Consider the following 16084-nt stretch of genomic DNA (forward strand, 5'->3'; position numbering starts at 1 on the left):
TAAATAATGAATTTATTTTTTTGTGGAGGAATAGCAAAATCGGGAACTACTTTGCTCCAAAGAATCTTAAATTTACATAATGATATTACTTGTGAGTCAGAAGATGATCTTAATTTTTTATTAGGAGAATTTATAAAAGTTCATAAGCTTTATAATTCAAGAATAAAAAAAATTGGAGAAAGAATAGGTTTAAAAGAAGTAAAAACTGTCAGTTCCAATGTTTATTTCAATGCTTTAATCAAAATAATTAATGGTATTGCTGAAGAAAGGAGTGGAGATAAGAAATTTGTTGGAATTAGTGATAATAGCTTTTTATTAGAAAATTTTAATATTTTGAATAATCATTTCATAAATAGTAAATCGATAATAATTTTCAGAAATCCAATTGATAGAGCTATATCTTTATGGAATCATAATCATAGATTATACAAGAAAGAAAATGAATATGGTCATATCAAAGTTTTAGAAATTGATGGCAAATTAGATCTTGATAAATTTGTTATATACAAATCTAATTTGTGGAACACTCAAGTAAAAAAAATTTTTGAGAAAATTAAAAAAAAGGATGAAAATTTGCTATTCATAACATATGAATTATTATGCACAAAAAAATCAGATGTTGTTAAAAAAATTTTTGATTTTATTGGTTGTAAATATGATAACTCAACTATAAATAACATATTAGAAAATACGACATTAGAAAATTTTAAAGCTAAAAGCTCTTACCCAGAATTTTACGATAAAGGGAGTTTGAATTTTGGAGAAAATTTTTTAAATTCAGAAACTATAAAAAAATCAATTGAATTATCAAGAGAGAGCTTAGATTTACTTAATATTAAAATTCCAGATAAATTTAAATAATTGAAATATTGAGTTGTTTGCAACAAAAAAATAAAAGTGTTATAAATCAACAATAATTTAATGGCGGGGTAGCTCAGTTGGTTAGAGCGCGGGACTCATAAGCCCGAGGTCAGTGGTTCGATCCCACTTCCCGCTACCATTATTAAAAAAGTTTTTTAAATCTTCTGATATTCATCGTTGAGTTTAATGGAAGATTACTAGTTGCTTTTTTTAAGATTTTTTTTTTAACTTTTTTATTATTTTTCTTTGCAAAACTATAAACAGATTGTACAGGACCACCAATATTAATTATCCCTTTTTTATTTATAAGCTTAAAAAAAACTTTTGCCAAATCCTCATGAAACATAAAATTTGTTTTAAGATTTGTGAAGGCATAACTATGTATAAATGGTTTTTCGGTCATACAAATTCTAAGTATTAGAGAATTTTTGTACATTTGAACTGCTGCTTCACCACCCAGTTTAGACCAACCATAATTATTAAAAGGTAGCATAGCACTGTTTTCATCATAATTTCCTTTTTTAGCTGGATACACGTAGTTAGTGGAAAAATAAATTAATTTAATTTTTTTTTCACTACAGGCCTTAACTACATTGCATGTTCCAATGATATTTGTATCAATACTCCTAGTAATTTCTTTTTCATGAATACTCATTGGTCTAGACAAAGCCGCTGCATGAACAAAATATTTTGGCCTGTGTTTAATCAAATATTTTGCAGTTTTCTCAAAATTTGTAACATCTAGTTCTTTAGAGGTAGGAAATAAGATATTTTTATCATTGTATATATCTCTAAGTACTTTACCGAATCTTCCAGATCCACCAGTAAATACTATTTTGTAATTTTTCATCTAATTATCCTTGGTGTAGGTGTGTGCGTAATAAACCTTGTACCATTTTTAATGAATTTTTTCTCCTTCTTTAAAATTTCATTTTTAAAATTCCAAGCTCCTAAAAAGACATAGTGAATATCTTTGAGCGAATTTTTGTTATATTTTTTAATTTTAATTTTTACACCAGGCAAATATTTGTTTATTTTTTCTGGAGTAACATCTAAAAAATAATCAATAATGGAACTATTTATTTTGCAATAATTTAATATTGTTACTGATTTGGCTGTTGCACCATACCCAATAATTTTTTTTCCAGATTTTTTGATTTCTTTTAATATTTTAATTAATCTTATTTTCGAATTTTTTATTCTTTTAGCAAAATTTACATATGTTTTTAATTTATGCAAAGAAAATTTCATTTCTTCTCTTCTTAGGTTTTCAACAGACTTATCAATTTTTATTTTACTTTGATCTTTACAAATGAAATATCTGTTTGAGCCACCATGAACTTTTATCTTGTCAACTTTAAATATTCTAAGTTTATGTTTTTTGAGGAATTTGGACAATGCAATTAGTGAAAACACGTATATGTGTTCGTTATAAAACTGATCGTAAGTATTCTTCTTTATACACTCCAAGAGAGATGGGTCTTCCATTATAATTATACCATCAGTCTCTAAAATATTTTTAATTGCAGAAAAAACATTATCTAAATTTTTAATGTGAGTAATAGTATTTGCCGAGTAAACAATATCGAATTTTCCATATTTTAGTTTGATTTTATTAGAAAGTTTTGTATTCCAGTACTCTGAAATTACGTTAATTTTTTTTTTTCTTGCTAAATTTGCGATATTTTTACAAGGCTCAATTCCTAAAGAACAATTGTTATCAAAATTTTTCAAAAAAGCTCCATCATTACATCCTATTTCTAAAATCTTTTTATTTTTATATTTCTTTTTTAGTTTATTTGATAATTTTAAAAAACTATCTTTCATTGTTTCTGACATTGAAGATCTGTAAGGATAAGTGTCATTAAACATTTTTTTACTTGAAAAAGTTTTTTTAATAGAAACAATTTTTGTTTTAACATTAAAATCTAGAAGTAATCTAAATTTTGTTTCGTGTTTTTTTATTTGATTAAAGTTTAAGTATTTATTAGCCAAAGGTTGAAGCCCTAAATCTAGAAAAATCATTTTATCTTCTTTTTAAATATTCACTTACAAAGATTGCTTTTTTATCTTTTTTGGAAAGTATAGGTTTATTTATACCCCATTTAATTTTTAATTTTTTATCGTTCCATCTAATTGAAACTTCACTATTTTTGTCTCTATAGTTACTGCAGCTGTAAGTTACAATATTTTCTTTGTCTAAACCAAGAAAACCATGAGCAAAACCTTTTGGTATGAAAAATGATTTAGAATTTTTTTCACTAATTATTATCTTATGATACTTACCAAAAGTTTGTGAATTTTTTCTTAAATCAACAGCCACATCTAAAATCTTTCCTTTTAAACAAGTTATCAGTTTATCTTGAGATTTTTTAGTTTGTAAATGTAGGCCCCTTAAAACATTTTTTTTTGACTTAGATGTGATTGAGAAAAGCATTTTTTTATTAAAATAATTTTCCTTAAAAGTCTCTTTAAGCCATCCTCTTTTGTCAGTGAATTTTTTCCCTTGTAAAATAAAAAGACCTTTTATTTTAGTTTTTATCTTTTTCATTAAGCTTAAATTAATCTTCTAAGATAATTTGAATAATCGCAATTTCCATAAAATTTTATCGAGTCAACAACATTTTTTCTTGAAATCCACTTATTGTTAAGTGCTATTTCTTCTAAGCATGCTATTTTAAATCCCTGTCTATTCTCAATTGCGGATACAAAAGCACTAGTTTTGTAAAAATCATCTATCGACCCAGTGTCCAGCCATGCTCCGCCTCTTCCCAATAAATCTGAAGATAATTGTTTTTTCTTACGATAAATATTTAGCAAATCAGTGATTTCTAATTCTTTTCTCTTAGAAGGTTTCAATTTTTTAGAATATTCTACTACTTTACTATCAAAAAAATATAGACCTGTTATCGCTAGGTCAGAAATAAATTTCTTAGGTTTTTCCTTTATCAAGCTTATTTTTCCTAAATTATTTGTTTTAGCTACACCAAATAACTCAGGTTTAAGAACTTTATGCAATATTACTTTTGCTCCCTTTTTTAACTTAGTGCAGTTAATTAATTTAGCTGTTAAGTTTTGACCATAAAAAAAATTGTCACCGAGTATTAAAGCAACATTTTTGTTGTCAATAAATTTTTCACCAAGCAAAAAAGCATCGGGTAACCCTCTTGGTTGTGATTGTTCTTTATAACTTATCTTTATTCCTAAATTATTTCCATTTGGTAAAATTTTTTTATACTGATTAAGTTGTCCTTTATTAACAATAATTAATATATCTTTTATTTTAGCTAGCATCAAAATTGAAAGTGGATAGAAAATTAGTGGTTTATCGTAAATTGGAAGTAATTGTTTATTGACTGCTTTTGTTAAAGGACTCATTCGAGTACCCATACCACCAGCTAAAATAATTGCTTTATTTATCATTTAACAACCCCAAGTCTTCTTGTGATATCCTTTTTTTTTAAAGTTGTATAGTATTTCATATTTTTGAAATACCAATTAAATGTATTTTCTAAACCTTTTTTAAGATTTATTTTCGATTTCCATTTAAGTCTTTTAAAAATTTTTTTACTATCTAAAGCGTATCTGACATCATGACCAGGCCTATCTTTAACAAACTTTATCTTTACTTTTTTACCTAATTTAGTTTTTTTCTTAGCAATATTTATTAATAGTTTTGCAATATCTAAATTGCTTCTATTTATGTTAGATCCGATATTATAGAATTGACCTTTAGCTCCATTTTTAAATACTTTGAACAAAGCCTCACAATGATCATCTACAAATATCCACTCTCTTGAATTTTTTCCCTTTCCGTATAGAGGAAGCGGTTTGTTCTTAATTATATTGTAAATTAATTTTGGTATCAGTTTTTCAGGATGTTGGTGAGGCCCGTAGTTATTTGAACAGTTAGTAATCATTGCATTAAGTTTAAAAGTCCTTACGTAAGAATATACCAGATGATCTGACGATGCCTTTGATGCAGCATAGGGTGAGCTTGGTTTGTAAGGATCATTTTCTTTACTTCTTCCTTTTAATACATCGCCATAAACTTCATCAGTTGAAATATGAATTAGTTTAGATTTTTTATTTTTCTTTGTAAATTCTCTGAATTCTTCAAGTAAATTAAATACTCCAACTATATTACTTTTTATAAACTCAGCAGGCCCATCAATAGATCTATCAACGTGAGTTTCTGCCGCTAAATTAAACACCGCAATAGGTTTATGTAAGTTTAAAACTTTTCTTAATTTAGATCTGTTATTAATGTCTAATTTAATAAATTTATAATTCTTCTTGTTAAAGAAATCTCTAGTGTTGTAAAAGTTTGAGGCATAATTAACTTTATCAACATTAATTACAAAATAGTTTTTTTTAATTAATAACTTAGCTAGATTACTGCCAATAAATCCCAAACCTCCAGTTACAATTATTTTTTTCATTACTTTTTTTTTTTACAACAATAGTTATTTTAAGTATACTTCATTCTTACATGGAATTCACAAGTAATAACCTTACCTTTGTAATAGTCACCTTTAACAGTAGAAAAGTAATCTATGATTGTCTAAATTCTCTACCAAAAGATTTTCATAAATTAATAATTGAAAATTCATCAGACAAAGAATTAAAAAAAGAATTAGAGCAAAATTATGTTAACACGAAAGTAATTTTATCAACTAATATAGGGATGGGCGCTGGAAATAACATTGGAATTGCTAGTTCTAAAACAAAATTTGTGTATGTTTTAAACCCCGATGTAAAATTTAGCAAAGATACATTTGGACTTTTAAATGACTCAATTTCAAGATTAAACGACTTTGCTATAATTTCACCAATTTCAGACAATCCAAAATTTCCAAATTATAAAGAGGAGATAAATATACCTTATATGAAAATGTCATCTGTAGATGAAGGCCCTAAGATAATTAGTCTTGAAAAAGAACAGCAAGAGCAAAAGTCAGCAGGATTAATTAGAGTAAAAGAGATTGATGGTTTTTCTATGATTTTAAATAAAGACTATTTTGCTGATAATATCTTTTTTGATGAAAAATTTTTTATGTATTTAGAAAATGTAGATTTATGTTTAAGAGCAATGGAAAATAATGGAAAAATGTTTATTGTAAAGAATTCAAAGATTAATCACTTAGGAGCTAAAGCAGTTGATGATAAGTATAATGATGAAATAGAGCTTTCCAGAAATTGGCATTGGATGTGGTCTAAATTCTATTTCAATAAAAAACATCGAGGAATTTTTGTTTCGACTTTATTAGGATTAAATAATTTATTAACAAATCTACTAAAATATTCTTTGTATACTCTTATTTTTAATAAAAAAAAAAATATTTATAAAATGAGAATGTTGGGTATTTTTAATGCTTTGATGGGCAGGAATTCTTGGTTTAGACCAAAATTAAATTAATGGCCAGGGAATTCAATTAAATTTTCAACTTTAAAACCTTTTTCTATCAATTTATCAGAACCACCTAAATCAAATAAGTTTATAACAAAAATAAACGCTCCAACTTTTCCTTTTGAGATTTCAATAAGTCTCGAAGCTGCTTCAGCTGTTCCACCGGTAGCAATTAAATCATCAATTATTAAAACAGTGTCATTTTCATTTACCGAGTCTTTATGGACCTCAATAGTTGCAGTTCCATACTCTAATTCAAAATCAATAGAGTGAGTTTCAGCAGGTAATTTATTTTTTTTTCTTAACATTATAAAAGGTTTTTTGAGAATATATGAAACAGCAGATGCAAATACGAAACCTCTTGATTCAATTGCTGCAATCTTATTAAATTTAAATTTTTTTGATCTTTCAACTATTTGATTAATTGTTTCTTCAAAAGCTTTTTCATCTTTTATTAAAGTTGTAATATCTCTAAACAAAATACCCTTCTTAGGATAGTCAGGTATAGATCTAATAAATTTTTTTAAGTCCATTTAAATTTGTGTTATATTATTAAATAAACTATCTTTTGAATATGGCAAACAATAAATTAGCAATTATAGGTGGAAGTGGATTGTATGATGTTGAGGAATTTAAAGATAGAGAGTTATTAGACTTACATACTCCTTGGGGAAAACCTTCAGATAAAATTTTAAAAACAAATTATAAAAGTAAAGAAGTTTACTTCTTACCAAGACATGGAAGAGGTCACTTTATAAATCCATCTAATATCAATTTTAGAGCTAATATTGACGCTCTCAAACAACTTGGTGTCACTGATATTATTTCTATTTCAGCTGTAGGATCTCTTAAAGAAAATTTACCACCAGGTAAATTTGTGATTGTAGACCAATTTATTGATAGAACATTTGCAAGAAATAAAACTTTTTTTGAAGACGAAATTGTAGCCCATGTATCAATGGCACATCCAACATCAACTGGATTAATGAATGCATGTGAAAAAGCTATCAAAAAAGAAAAAATAGATTTTCAGAGAGGTGGGACCTATGTAGTAATGGAAGGGCCACAGTTTTCAACGTTGGCAGAGTCAAATTTATATAGATCTTGGAAAGCAGATGTAATTGGAATGACTAACATGCCTGAGGCAAAATTAGCTAGAGAAGCAGAAATAAGATATGCCTCAGTTTCAATGGTTACAGATTATGATTGCTGGCATCCAGATCATGAAAACGTTGATGTTCAACAAGTTATTAAAGTTCTTTTAGGTAATGCTGCAAAAGCAAAGAATATGATTAAAAATCTAATAGAAAATTTTGAAAAACATATTGATCCTAAAGATCCAACTAATAATTGTTTAGATGTAGCTATTATTACAGCACCGGAAAAAAGAACACAAAAAACTATAGACAAATTAAAAACAGTTGCTGGAAGAGTTTTAAATAAATGAAAATTGAGGGAAAAGAATATCGAACGATTTGGTTCGAAAATAATGTTGTAAAAATTATTGATCAAACAAAACTACCACATCAATTTATTATAAAGGATTTAAAAACAGTAAATGATGCGATTAATGCAATTAAATTAATGGAAGTTAGAGGTGCACCTTTAATAGGGGCTACAGCAGCTTATGGATTGGTTTTAGCAATTATAGAAAATAATGATCAATCCTTTTTAAATAAATCTGCAGAAAAGTTAATTGGTTCAAGGCCAACAGCAATAAATCTTAAGTGGGCAGTAGATAGAATGATGAACATACTTTCGGGGATAAATTCTGAAAAAATTTTAGATGTTGCATTAAACGAAGCAAAAGAAATTTGTGAAGAAGATATAAATTTTTGCGAAAATATTGGGTTAAATGGTCTTAAGATTATTGAGGAAATTTATAATAAAAAAAAAGATACAGTGAATATTTTAACTCATTGTAACGCAGGATGGCTTGCAACAATTAATTGGGGTACAGCTACATCCCCAATTTATCATGCGCATAAAAAAGGCATTCCCGTACATGTTTGGGCAGATGAAACTAGGCCCAGAAACCAAGGCGCAAACTTAACGTCATATGAATTAAATGAAGAGGGTATTAAAAATACAATTATTGCTGACAACACTGGTGGAATTTTAATGCAGAGAGGACAAGTTGATATGTGTATAGTTGGAACTGATCGCACTTTATCTAATGGTGATGTGTGTAATAAAGTAGGGACTTATCTCAAAGCACTTGCTGCAAAAGATAACAATATACCATTTTATGTGGCTTTACCAAGTTCTACTATCGATTGGAAAATCAAAAATTCTAAAGATATTCCTATTGAAGAAAGAAGTTCAGATGAGTTATCAAAAATTGAAGGTGTTGACGAAGATGGAAAAGTTAAAAAAGTAAAGATATATCCAAATAAAAGTAAGGCTATGAATTTAGCATTTGATGTTACTCCAGCAAAATATATAACTGGTTTAATAACAGAAAAAGGTATTTGTGAAGCATCAGAAAAAGGATTAAAAAATTTATTTAAATGAACCCACTTATTTTATCGCTTATATGTCTTTTATTAGTTGGTGTTTCAGCTAATTGGCTCAGTATTGTCAAAAATAATAAGACTTTAATTTATCTTTCATTAGCACCATGTATTTATATAGCAATTTACGGAATTTATTTAGTTATAGGACCTGTCGATTTGTATGAAGACGGTTCAAAAAACTTTTTTATGCAGAACCCTTATGAAAGTGAGCTTCCACCACAGTTTTTATTATTAAAGCTTTACCAGTATATTCTAATAGGCGTAGGTCTAATTTTTGGGTATTTATTTTTAAAATATTTAAAAAATTATGGACGTTAAGAGTAGAGAAGAAATAATAAAATTTGCTCAAAAACTAAATAGTACAAATTTATCTCCTTTAAGATCAGGAAATATTTCACTTAAAGCTCAGAAAAATAATGAAAAAGGGTTTTTAATTACTCCATCAGGCAAGAAATACGACAGTTTAAAAGCTGATGATATCGTTTTTGTATCTTTAGAGGGTAAATATGATGAAAAAGGATTGCAGCCCTCTTCTGAGTGGAGATTTCATAAGGATATTTATTTAAAAAAGACTGATGCAAAAGCTGTTGTTCATGCTCATTCACCACACGCAACAGCTGTATCTGCACATAACAAAGACATTCCAGCTTTTCATTACATGATAGCATTAGCTGGGGGAGACAATATAAAGTGTGCAAAGTATGCAACTTTTGGAACACAAGAACTATCTGACAATATTATTGAAGCGTTAGAAAATAGAAAGGCATGCTTGATGTCTAATCACGGTCAAGTTGCTTATGGGGATAACTTGAACTCAGCCTTTGAACTTGCAGAAGAAGTTGAAAATATTTGCCATCAATACATAAATGCAATAAAGTTAGGAGAGCCTAAGATTCTTTCATCAAGTGAGATGGATGTAATATTAGAAAAAGTTAAAAACTATAAAAAAGGATAACTTTTTATGACGAAGGTTGGGGAGCACGTCACTTTAGATATTATAGGTACTGAAAAAGAGTACGAACCAAAGTTCTTTGAAAAACTAGTCTACAAGATATCAAAGAAGGCAAAAGTAACTGTTCTAGAGATTTCAAAGTATAAATTCGAACCACAAGGCTTTACTCTCGTAGCCTTATTAGCAGAAAGTCACATAAGCTTTCATACTTTCCCAGAAAGAGGAATAATAAGTTTTGATTTTTTTACGTGTGGAAAAGTAAATCCTAATATTGCTTATGATATTTTAAAAAAAGAAATCAAACATAAAAGAATTGTTAAAAAAGAGTTTAATAGAGACACTATAAGTTATTATGATGACATTTATAGCTCACCAGGTTTAAAAAAATATTATATGGTAAAAGATGTTTTAGAAAACTTTACCTCAAAAGTAGGTCAAAACATTGAAATTTTAGATTTAGAACAGTTCGGTAAATCTCTTTTTATCGATGGTGAACTTCAAGTGGCAGAAAATGATGAACACTTATATAGCTCCACATTTGTTAACTCTGGTTTAAAACTTAATCCATCAAATGATAAAACTGCAATTATTGGTGGAGGGGATGGAGGGGTTGCAAGAGAATGTATCTCTAAAGGTTTTAAATTAATTGATTGGTACGAGTTAGATCCTGAAGTTGTAACAATGTGTGAAAAATATTTATCTAAGGTAGGTAAGAAAGCTACTACAAAAAATCATGTCCAATGTGTATGGGGAGATGCATTTGAAAGCATTAAATCAGTTGAAGACAATAAGTATGACAAAATTTATGTAGACCTGAACGATGATCAGTACTGTATTGATTTAGCCGCGAAAAATATCAAATCTTTAAAAAGAATTCTTAAACCAAATGGAACTATAACCGCTCAAGTTGGAAGCCAAGATAAAAAACCTAAACAAGTTGATAAATGGTTAAATCTTTTTGAAAAAAGCTTTGGAAATACATCTTTAGATAGAATTTACATCCCAAGTTTTGATTGCTCTTGGAATTTTGCCTCTTCTTTAAATAAATAATTTCTTTTAAGCAAAATAAATTTATGAAATAATCATCTCAAAATTATGGAGGTATTATGAATATACTAAAAAAATTCAGTTTGGGAATATTGATTTCGTTTTTTGTCACGTTTTCAGTATTGGCTGATAAAATTAAGATTGGTACTGAAGGTGCTTATCCTCCCTGGAATGCAAAAGATGCATCAGGAAAATTAATTGGCTTTGAAGTAGAGCTTGCAAATGAATTATGTAAAATTATGGGTCATGAGTGTACTATAGTTGAACAGGATTGGGACGGTATGATACCAGCTCTATTAATGAGAAAATTCGATGCGATAATGGCTGGAATGTCAATTACAGACGAAAGATTAAAAACAATTAACTTTTCTCAGGGTTATGCTGATGAAGTTGCATCACTCGCAGTTATGAAGGGTTCAAATTTAGAAAGTATGGAAACTTCTGAGGGAATAAATCTTTCAAAAAAAAGTGGATCAGCTAAGAAAGATCTAAAAACAATCACTGCTGCTTTAAAAGGAAAAACAGTTTGTGTTCAAACTGCAACTATTCATCAAAACTTTTTAGAGTCAGGTGAAGTTGGCAAAGTAAATGTTAGAACTTACAAAACTCAAGATGAGGTGAATCTTGATCTAGCAGCAGGAAGATGTGATGTAGCACTAGCTGCCGCTGTTGCTTTTACTGACTATGCAGATAAATCTGGAAAACCAGTTGTACTAGTTGGACCAACATTTTCAGGTGGAGCATTTGGAAATGGAGTTGGTGTTGGAATTAGAAAAAGTGGTGACGGAGCAATCGGGAAAAGAGATGCTCAGTTACTAAAAGATTTCAACAAAGCAATTAATGAAGCGAGAAAGCAAGGAATTATAAGTAAACTTGCAATAAAACATTTTGGTTTTGACGCTTCCATGTAATTATTTCAGTTATGGCGGCTATATTATATAGTCGCCATAATTTATGAGTCTTCTTTCATTTGGAAATTCAGGTTGGGGTGATGAGTTGTTTTTTGCAACTCTCATGACTTTAGCGGTTTCATTAACAGCAATGATAATAGGTTTTATTTTTGCATTAATTTTTACCCCTTTAAAACTATCGAAAAATAAATTTTTAAACATTATTGCTAACTCTTACACAACAGTAATTAGAGGAGTACCTGAATTATTAGTTATATATTTATTTTTTTTTGGTGGAAGTGGTGCAGTAATGTTTGTTGCGTCAATTTTTGGTTATAATGAATACATTGAGATTAACGCTTTTATCACAGGTTCTTTTGCAATTGGAATAATTTCTGGCGCTTACTCAACTGAAGTTTTTAGAGGAGCAATACAATCAATTGATAAAGGTCAATTCGAAGCCTCTCAAGTTTTAGGGCTGAAAAAACCGATCCATTTTTTAAAAGTAATACTTCCACAAATGCTTCGATTAGCTATCCCAAATTTAAGTAATGTATGGCAAATAACTCTTAAAGATACATCTTTGATTTCTGTAACAGGATTGGTCGAAATTATGAGGCAATCATACATTGCAGCAGGCTCAACAAGAGATCCGTTATTTTTTTATTCATTTGCTGCTTTATTATATTTGTTATTAACTTTTTTAAGCATGAAATTAATCAACAAATTAGAAATAAAATACAATAGGGGTTTTTAATGGATTTTGATTTAATGTTAAATAGTTTTCCAAAGTTGCTCAATGCTACTTTAGTAACATTAAAGTTATTATCTTTATCTCTAATAATCGGGTTGTTTCTAGGATTTTGTTTCGCAATTTTAAGGCTTAGCAAAAATATTTTTATTAATAGGTTTGCTTATGGATATTCGTATCTATTCAGAGGCACACCATTACTTGTTCAAATATTCATTATATATTTTGGTTTAGGACAAATAGAATTTTTAAGATCATCAGCATTATGGGTTATTTTAAAAGAACCTTATTGGTGCGCCATCATAGCGTTTTCCTTAAATACTGGAGCTTATACATCTGAAATAATAAGATCAGCTCTACAAACAATAAAACTAGGTTTTATAGAAGCAGGCAAAAGCTTAGGCTTATCAAACAAAATTATTTTTTTTAAAATACAAATTCCAATTGCAATTCGGCAATCATTGCCTGCTTACGGTAATGAAATTATATTGATGCTGAAAGGGACCTCTTTAGCTAGCACAGTTACTTTAATGGATTTAACAGGAGTAGCTAAATATATTATTTCTACAACTTTCAAACCAGTCGAAGTATTTGTTGTTGCTGGTAGTATTTATCTTTTTTTAACTTTCCTGATACACAATCTAATTAAATTTTTAGAAAAAAAATATAGTTACTAATATTTTGTATATTCTTTAATTTCTTTGATTTTTGACCCTGTATGATTATTAATTTCCAGTTTTATACTTGCCCGTTTATCGTTTAAGAAGTGGATCTCTCTCGATAATAAAATGAAATGATCATCGAATTTTGAATCTTTTTCACATTGTCTTTTATTATCCTCAATATCCCACAATTTAGCATTTATTTCTTTTAATTCAGAGAATAGTTTCTTAATCTTTTCATCAACTTTCACATTTTTATCATATTGTTCCTTTAAAGAATCATATTCTAAATTTATGAATTTTAATTTTTCTGAGTCTTTAATTCTGTCTTTTTTGATTTCAAGGATAGTTAATTTATCCAATAACTCACCAACAGATACTTCAACCAATATTTTATTCATAAAATTTTATAGTGTGATAAATTGTTAAAAATATGTCTAATATATTAATCATAAAGCACGGATCACTAGGAGATATAGCTCAAGCGAGTGGGGCAATTCAAGATATTTATGACAATCACAAAGATGATTTTATTTACTTATTAACATCTCACGTATATTCAGATCTTTTCAAAAAAAATCCTAATATAAAAGAAGTAATTATCGATAAAAGACTATCTAGATTTAATTTGATCTATCTTTTTTCATTAATGAAAAAAATTAAAAATCATAAATTTACAAAGGTCTACGATCTACAGAATTCCTCAAGGACTTCATTTTATAAAAGTATTTTATTTCCTAACTCAGGATCTTATAAATGGTCCTCTTCAGAAACTAATCTTCCAGCAAATGAAACTAAAAAAGAATTTGATAAAAAACCTGTTTTAGAGAGATTTGATCATCAACTGAGGATATCTGGTTTAAAAACCTCTCATACTTTAAAACCAGATTTTTCTTGGGGTTGTTCTAATATTGATAAACTTATTTCTAAATATAATTTAACTGATTATATACTGTTGTTCCCTTTCTGCTCTGAACATTTAAAACAAAAGAAATGGCCTTATTACGATCAATTAATAAAACTTATAAAACAAAATCATCCTAATCTAAAAATAGTGATAGCACCTGGTCCTGGTGAAATAGAAAAAGCAAAAGAATTAGATGCTGTATCTATTTTAAGTGAAGACAAACCAATTTCTATTTCAGAGCTTGCGGGTTTAATTAAAAAAAGCAAATTTGTCGTTGCTAATGATACAGGTCCTGCACATATGGCGGCACATTTGAATGTTCATGGACTATCATTGTTTGGAAGTCATACAACAGCTCATAAAGTAAGTATTGAAAGAGAAAACTTTAAAGCAATACAAGTGAGTGATTTAAAAAATTTAAGTGCAGAGAAAGTTTTCGAAAGATTAGTTCTTTAATATTAGTAAATAACTTTTTATGATTTCTTGCCAAAGAAATTTTTTTGCATTTTCTTCTGCATTTTTTCCTAAAACTTTAAATTTATTGTTCTGTAATATATCTACTAAACTTTGATAGATTTCATCCATGTTATTTCCATCACATAGTAAACCAGTTTCATTATCGACTATAGCATCGGATGCACCACCAACTTTTCCGCCAATAGACGGCACTCCATATTGAGCAGCCTCAACATAAACAATTCCAAATCCCTCTACAGATTTTTTGTAAGAAATTGATGGCATTACAAAAACATTTGAATTTTTTAAATAAGAGTTTTTTTCATCTTTTGTTAAATTCTTTAAAAATAAAACATTATTTTCAAGTTTTAGTTCTTTAATAAGTTTTTCCTGAGACTCCAAAGTATCTCCTTGGCCTATACAAATATAAATTATGTTTGGGTAAATTTCCTTCAAATTTCTCAAAGACATAATTATTTTTTCATGATTTTTTCTTTTATCAAATCTAGCAACAGTAATTAGCCTTGGCTCTTTTCCCTCAAGTTTCTTTAATATTTTTTCCTCTATTTTTGGATTTAATTCTTCTTTTGGAAAAACTCCTGGGTTAATAACCTTTATTTTTTCTTCATTAACGCCAATTTCAACACCAAGACTTTTGGTGAAATTTGAATTTGCAATAACATGATCACAATTATTTAATACTCTAACAACTCTTTTATTTAAAAAAGAATCTTTTTTATGATTTATCTCTTTAGAGTGAATAAGACATATTTTTCTAATTTTGGTATTAATATTTTCTAAACTTTTCCAATGGTCACAGATGATATTTTTAACTTTAGTATTTTTTTGTAAGTAATTATTAATTAATGAAGCTTTTCTAAATTTTCTAAAGATTTTTGGCCCCCCAACTCTTTCAATTGAAAATGATAAGTCTTCATCAAATTTTTCCTGTTGATAATGTTGATCAGCAAATACCTTGACCATCATATGCTCTGACAGTGATTTTGTAAGGCCAAACATAAGATTTTGCATACCTCCAACATCAGGGGGGAAATTTCTTGTGATAATTAAATTCATTATTTAAACCATTTAATACTACATCCCATACTAGGATATTGTTCTTTTGGACCTTGTTGAGTTTTGGCAATTAGCTTCATTGATTTAAGCAACTCACTGTCACCAGAACCGACAGGCTTTAAATTATTTAATTCTCTTATTCTTCCTCTGTAATTTAGTTTTAGGTCTTTATTATATCCAAAGAAGTCTGGTGTACACACGGCATCATATTTTTTTGCAATTTCTTGCGTTTCATCAATTAAATAAGGAAATGAAAAATTATATCTATCAGAAAACTTTTTCATATTTTCAAAAGAGTCTTCAGGATAGTTTTTGGTATCATTTGACATTATCGCAACTGAGTTAATGCCATCTTTTTTAAGTTTTGCACAATCATCTGCAAGTTCTCTTATTATAGCTTTTACGTATGGACAATGATTGCAAATAAACATTATCAGAGTACCATTATCGCCTTTGACATCATTCAATGTTAATAACTCCCCATTAATTGATTTAAGCTTGAAATCTATTGCATTAAGACCGAAATCACATATTGGAGTTTTTAAAAGTGCCATG

20 protein-coding genes and 1 tRNA gene are annotated in these 16084 nt (G+C 28.2%); 12 read left to right on the top strand and 9 right to left on the bottom strand.

The genetic code is table 11. The features are described 5' to 3' along the window. Positions 1 to 6 precede the first annotated feature (6 nt). On the top strand, positions 7 to 861 hold the full coding sequence (locus tag AMN84_RS00855; protein ID WP_075482527.1) for a sulfotransferase domain-containing protein: 855 nt from the start codon (positions 7 to 9) through the stop codon (positions 859 to 861). A gap of 62 nt (positions 862 to 923) precedes the next feature. Next, positions 924 to 1000 (top strand) — tRNA-Met (locus AMN84_RS00860). Between the two features lie 3 nt (positions 1001 to 1003). Here AMN84_RS00860 and AMN84_RS00865 read toward each other — a convergent pair. Genes AMN84_RS00865 through rfbB form a run of 5 tightly spaced genes read right to left on the bottom strand, consistent with a single transcriptional unit; the run spans position 1004 to position 5303 of the window. Further along, a complete protein-coding gene (locus AMN84_RS00865; RefSeq protein ID WP_075482529.1) occupies positions 1004 to 1711 on the bottom strand; it encodes a sugar nucleotide-binding protein in 708 nt (235 codons plus the stop codon). Beyond that, the gene (locus tag AMN84_RS00870) at positions 1708 to 2886 is read right to left on the bottom strand and encodes a class I SAM-dependent methyltransferase (RefSeq protein WP_075482531.1); all 1179 of its coding nucleotides are present in this window, start codon (positions 2884 to 2886) and stop codon (positions 1708 to 1710) included. Before AMN84_RS00870 ends, AMN84_RS00865 begins: the two co-directional genes overlap by 4 nt. A 1-nt stretch (position 2887) precedes the next feature. Then, positions 2888 to 3412 carry a dTDP-4-dehydrorhamnose 3,5-epimerase gene (gene rfbC, locus AMN84_RS00875; protein WP_075482533.1) on the bottom strand — a complete coding sequence of 175 codons (525 nt, stop codon included), beginning with the start codon at positions 3410 to 3412 and terminating at the stop codon, positions 2888 to 2890. A gap of 5 nt (positions 3413 to 3417) precedes the next feature. Continuing rightward, positions 3418 to 4284 (bottom strand): sugar nucleotidyltransferase, encoded by an 867-nt coding sequence (locus tag AMN84_RS00880; RefSeq protein ID WP_075482535.1) that lies wholly within the window; start codon positions 4282 to 4284, stop codon positions 3418 to 3420. Next, the gene (rfbB, locus tag AMN84_RS00885) at positions 4281 to 5303 is read right to left on the bottom strand and encodes a dTDP-glucose 4,6-dehydratase (protein ID WP_075482537.1); all 1023 of its coding nucleotides are present in this window, start codon (positions 5301 to 5303) and stop codon (positions 4281 to 4283) included. Before rfbB ends, AMN84_RS00880 begins: the two co-directional genes overlap by 4 nt. 50 nt (positions 5304 to 5353) lie before the next feature. On the opposite strand from rfbB, the gene AMN84_RS00890 reads away from it, so the two are divergent. Continuing rightward, positions 5354 to 6280 (top strand): glycosyltransferase, encoded by a 927-nt coding sequence (locus AMN84_RS00890; protein WP_075482539.1) that lies wholly within the window; start codon positions 5354 to 5356, stop codon positions 6278 to 6280. Here AMN84_RS00890 and AMN84_RS00895 read toward each other — a convergent pair. Continuing rightward, entirely contained in the window at positions 6277 to 6804 is a 528-nt protein-coding gene (locus AMN84_RS00895; protein WP_075482541.1) for an adenine phosphoribosyltransferase, read from the bottom strand. The genes AMN84_RS00890 and AMN84_RS00895 overlap by 4 nt on opposite strands. Before the next feature lie 41 nt (positions 6805 to 6845). On the opposite strand from AMN84_RS00895, the gene AMN84_RS00900 reads away from it, so the two are divergent. The 8 genes from AMN84_RS00900 to AMN84_RS00935 are packed head-to-tail and all read left to right on the top strand — an operon-like array spanning position 6846 to position 13104. Then, positions 6846 to 7718, top strand: coding sequence for an S-methyl-5'-thioadenosine phosphorylase (locus tag AMN84_RS00900; RefSeq protein ID WP_075482543.1), 873 nt, complete (start codon positions 6846 to 6848; stop codon positions 7716 to 7718). Beyond that, positions 7715 to 8785, top strand: coding sequence for an S-methyl-5-thioribose-1-phosphate isomerase (mtnA, locus tag AMN84_RS00905; protein ID WP_075482545.1), 1071 nt, complete (start codon positions 7715 to 7717; stop codon positions 8783 to 8785). Before AMN84_RS00900 ends, mtnA begins: the two co-directional genes overlap by 4 nt. Further along, positions 8782 to 9105 (top strand): hypothetical protein, encoded by a 324-nt coding sequence (locus tag AMN84_RS00910; protein WP_075482547.1) that lies wholly within the window; start codon positions 8782 to 8784, stop codon positions 9103 to 9105. Before mtnA ends, AMN84_RS00910 begins: the two co-directional genes overlap by 4 nt. Further along, positions 9095 to 9742: a class II aldolase/adducin family protein gene (locus tag AMN84_RS00915; RefSeq protein ID WP_075482549.1), complete on the top strand. Its 648-nt coding sequence runs from the start codon at positions 9095 to 9097 to the stop codon at positions 9740 to 9742. The genes AMN84_RS00910 and AMN84_RS00915 overlap by 11 nt, the downstream gene beginning before the upstream one ends. Before the next feature lie 6 nt (positions 9743 to 9748). Next, on the top strand, positions 9749 to 10789 hold the full coding sequence (speD, locus tag AMN84_RS00920) for an adenosylmethionine decarboxylase (RefSeq protein WP_075482551.1): 1041 nt from the start codon (positions 9749 to 9751) through the stop codon (positions 10787 to 10789). Positions 10790 to 10845: 56 nt separating this feature from the next. After that, on the top strand, positions 10846 to 11697 hold the full coding sequence (locus tag AMN84_RS00925; RefSeq protein ID WP_075482553.1) for a transporter substrate-binding domain-containing protein: 852 nt from the start codon (positions 10846 to 10848) through the stop codon (positions 11695 to 11697). A gap of 43 nt (positions 11698 to 11740) precedes the next feature. Further along, positions 11741 to 12433 (top strand): ABC transporter permease, encoded by a 693-nt coding sequence (locus AMN84_RS00930; RefSeq protein WP_075482555.1) that lies wholly within the window; start codon positions 11741 to 11743, stop codon positions 12431 to 12433. Continuing rightward, positions 12433 to 13104: an ABC transporter permease gene (locus AMN84_RS00935; RefSeq protein ID WP_075482557.1), complete on the top strand. Its 672-nt coding sequence runs from the start codon at positions 12433 to 12435 to the stop codon at positions 13102 to 13104. Before AMN84_RS00930 ends, AMN84_RS00935 begins: the two co-directional genes overlap by 1 nt. Here the strand turns inward: AMN84_RS00935 and AMN84_RS00940 are convergent. Further along, positions 13101 to 13490: a DUF6165 family protein gene (locus AMN84_RS00940; RefSeq protein WP_075482559.1), complete on the bottom strand. Its 390-nt coding sequence runs from the start codon at positions 13488 to 13490 to the stop codon at positions 13101 to 13103. The genes AMN84_RS00935 and AMN84_RS00940 overlap by 4 nt on opposite strands. A gap of 32 nt (positions 13491 to 13522) precedes the next feature. Between AMN84_RS00940 and AMN84_RS00945 the strand changes: the two genes are divergently transcribed. After that, positions 13523 to 14452: a glycosyltransferase family 9 protein gene (locus AMN84_RS00945; RefSeq protein ID WP_075482561.1), complete on the top strand. Its 930-nt coding sequence runs from the start codon at positions 13523 to 13525 to the stop codon at positions 14450 to 14452. Here AMN84_RS00945 and AMN84_RS00950 read toward each other — a convergent pair. Both AMN84_RS00950 and AMN84_RS00955 read right to left on the bottom strand, forming a co-directional pair. Continuing rightward, positions 14441 to 15529 carry a glycosyltransferase family 4 protein gene (locus AMN84_RS00950; RefSeq protein ID WP_075482563.1) on the bottom strand — a complete coding sequence of 363 codons (1089 nt, stop codon included), beginning with the start codon at positions 15527 to 15529 and terminating at the stop codon, positions 14441 to 14443. The two genes, AMN84_RS00945 and AMN84_RS00950, sit on opposite strands and share 12 nt — an antisense overlap. Continuing rightward, a complete protein-coding gene (locus AMN84_RS00955) occupies positions 15529 to 16083 on the bottom strand; it encodes a thioredoxin family protein (RefSeq protein ID WP_075482565.1) in 555 nt (184 codons plus the stop codon). Before AMN84_RS00955 ends, AMN84_RS00950 begins: the two co-directional genes overlap by 1 nt. Between the last annotated feature and the right edge of the window lies 1 nt (position 16084).

Origin of the sequence: Candidatus Pelagibacter communis (genome assembly GCF_001180105.1) — a bacterium.
Classification (GTDB): domain Bacteria; phylum Pseudomonadota; class Alphaproteobacteria; order Pelagibacterales; family Pelagibacteraceae; genus Pelagibacter; species Pelagibacter ubique_K.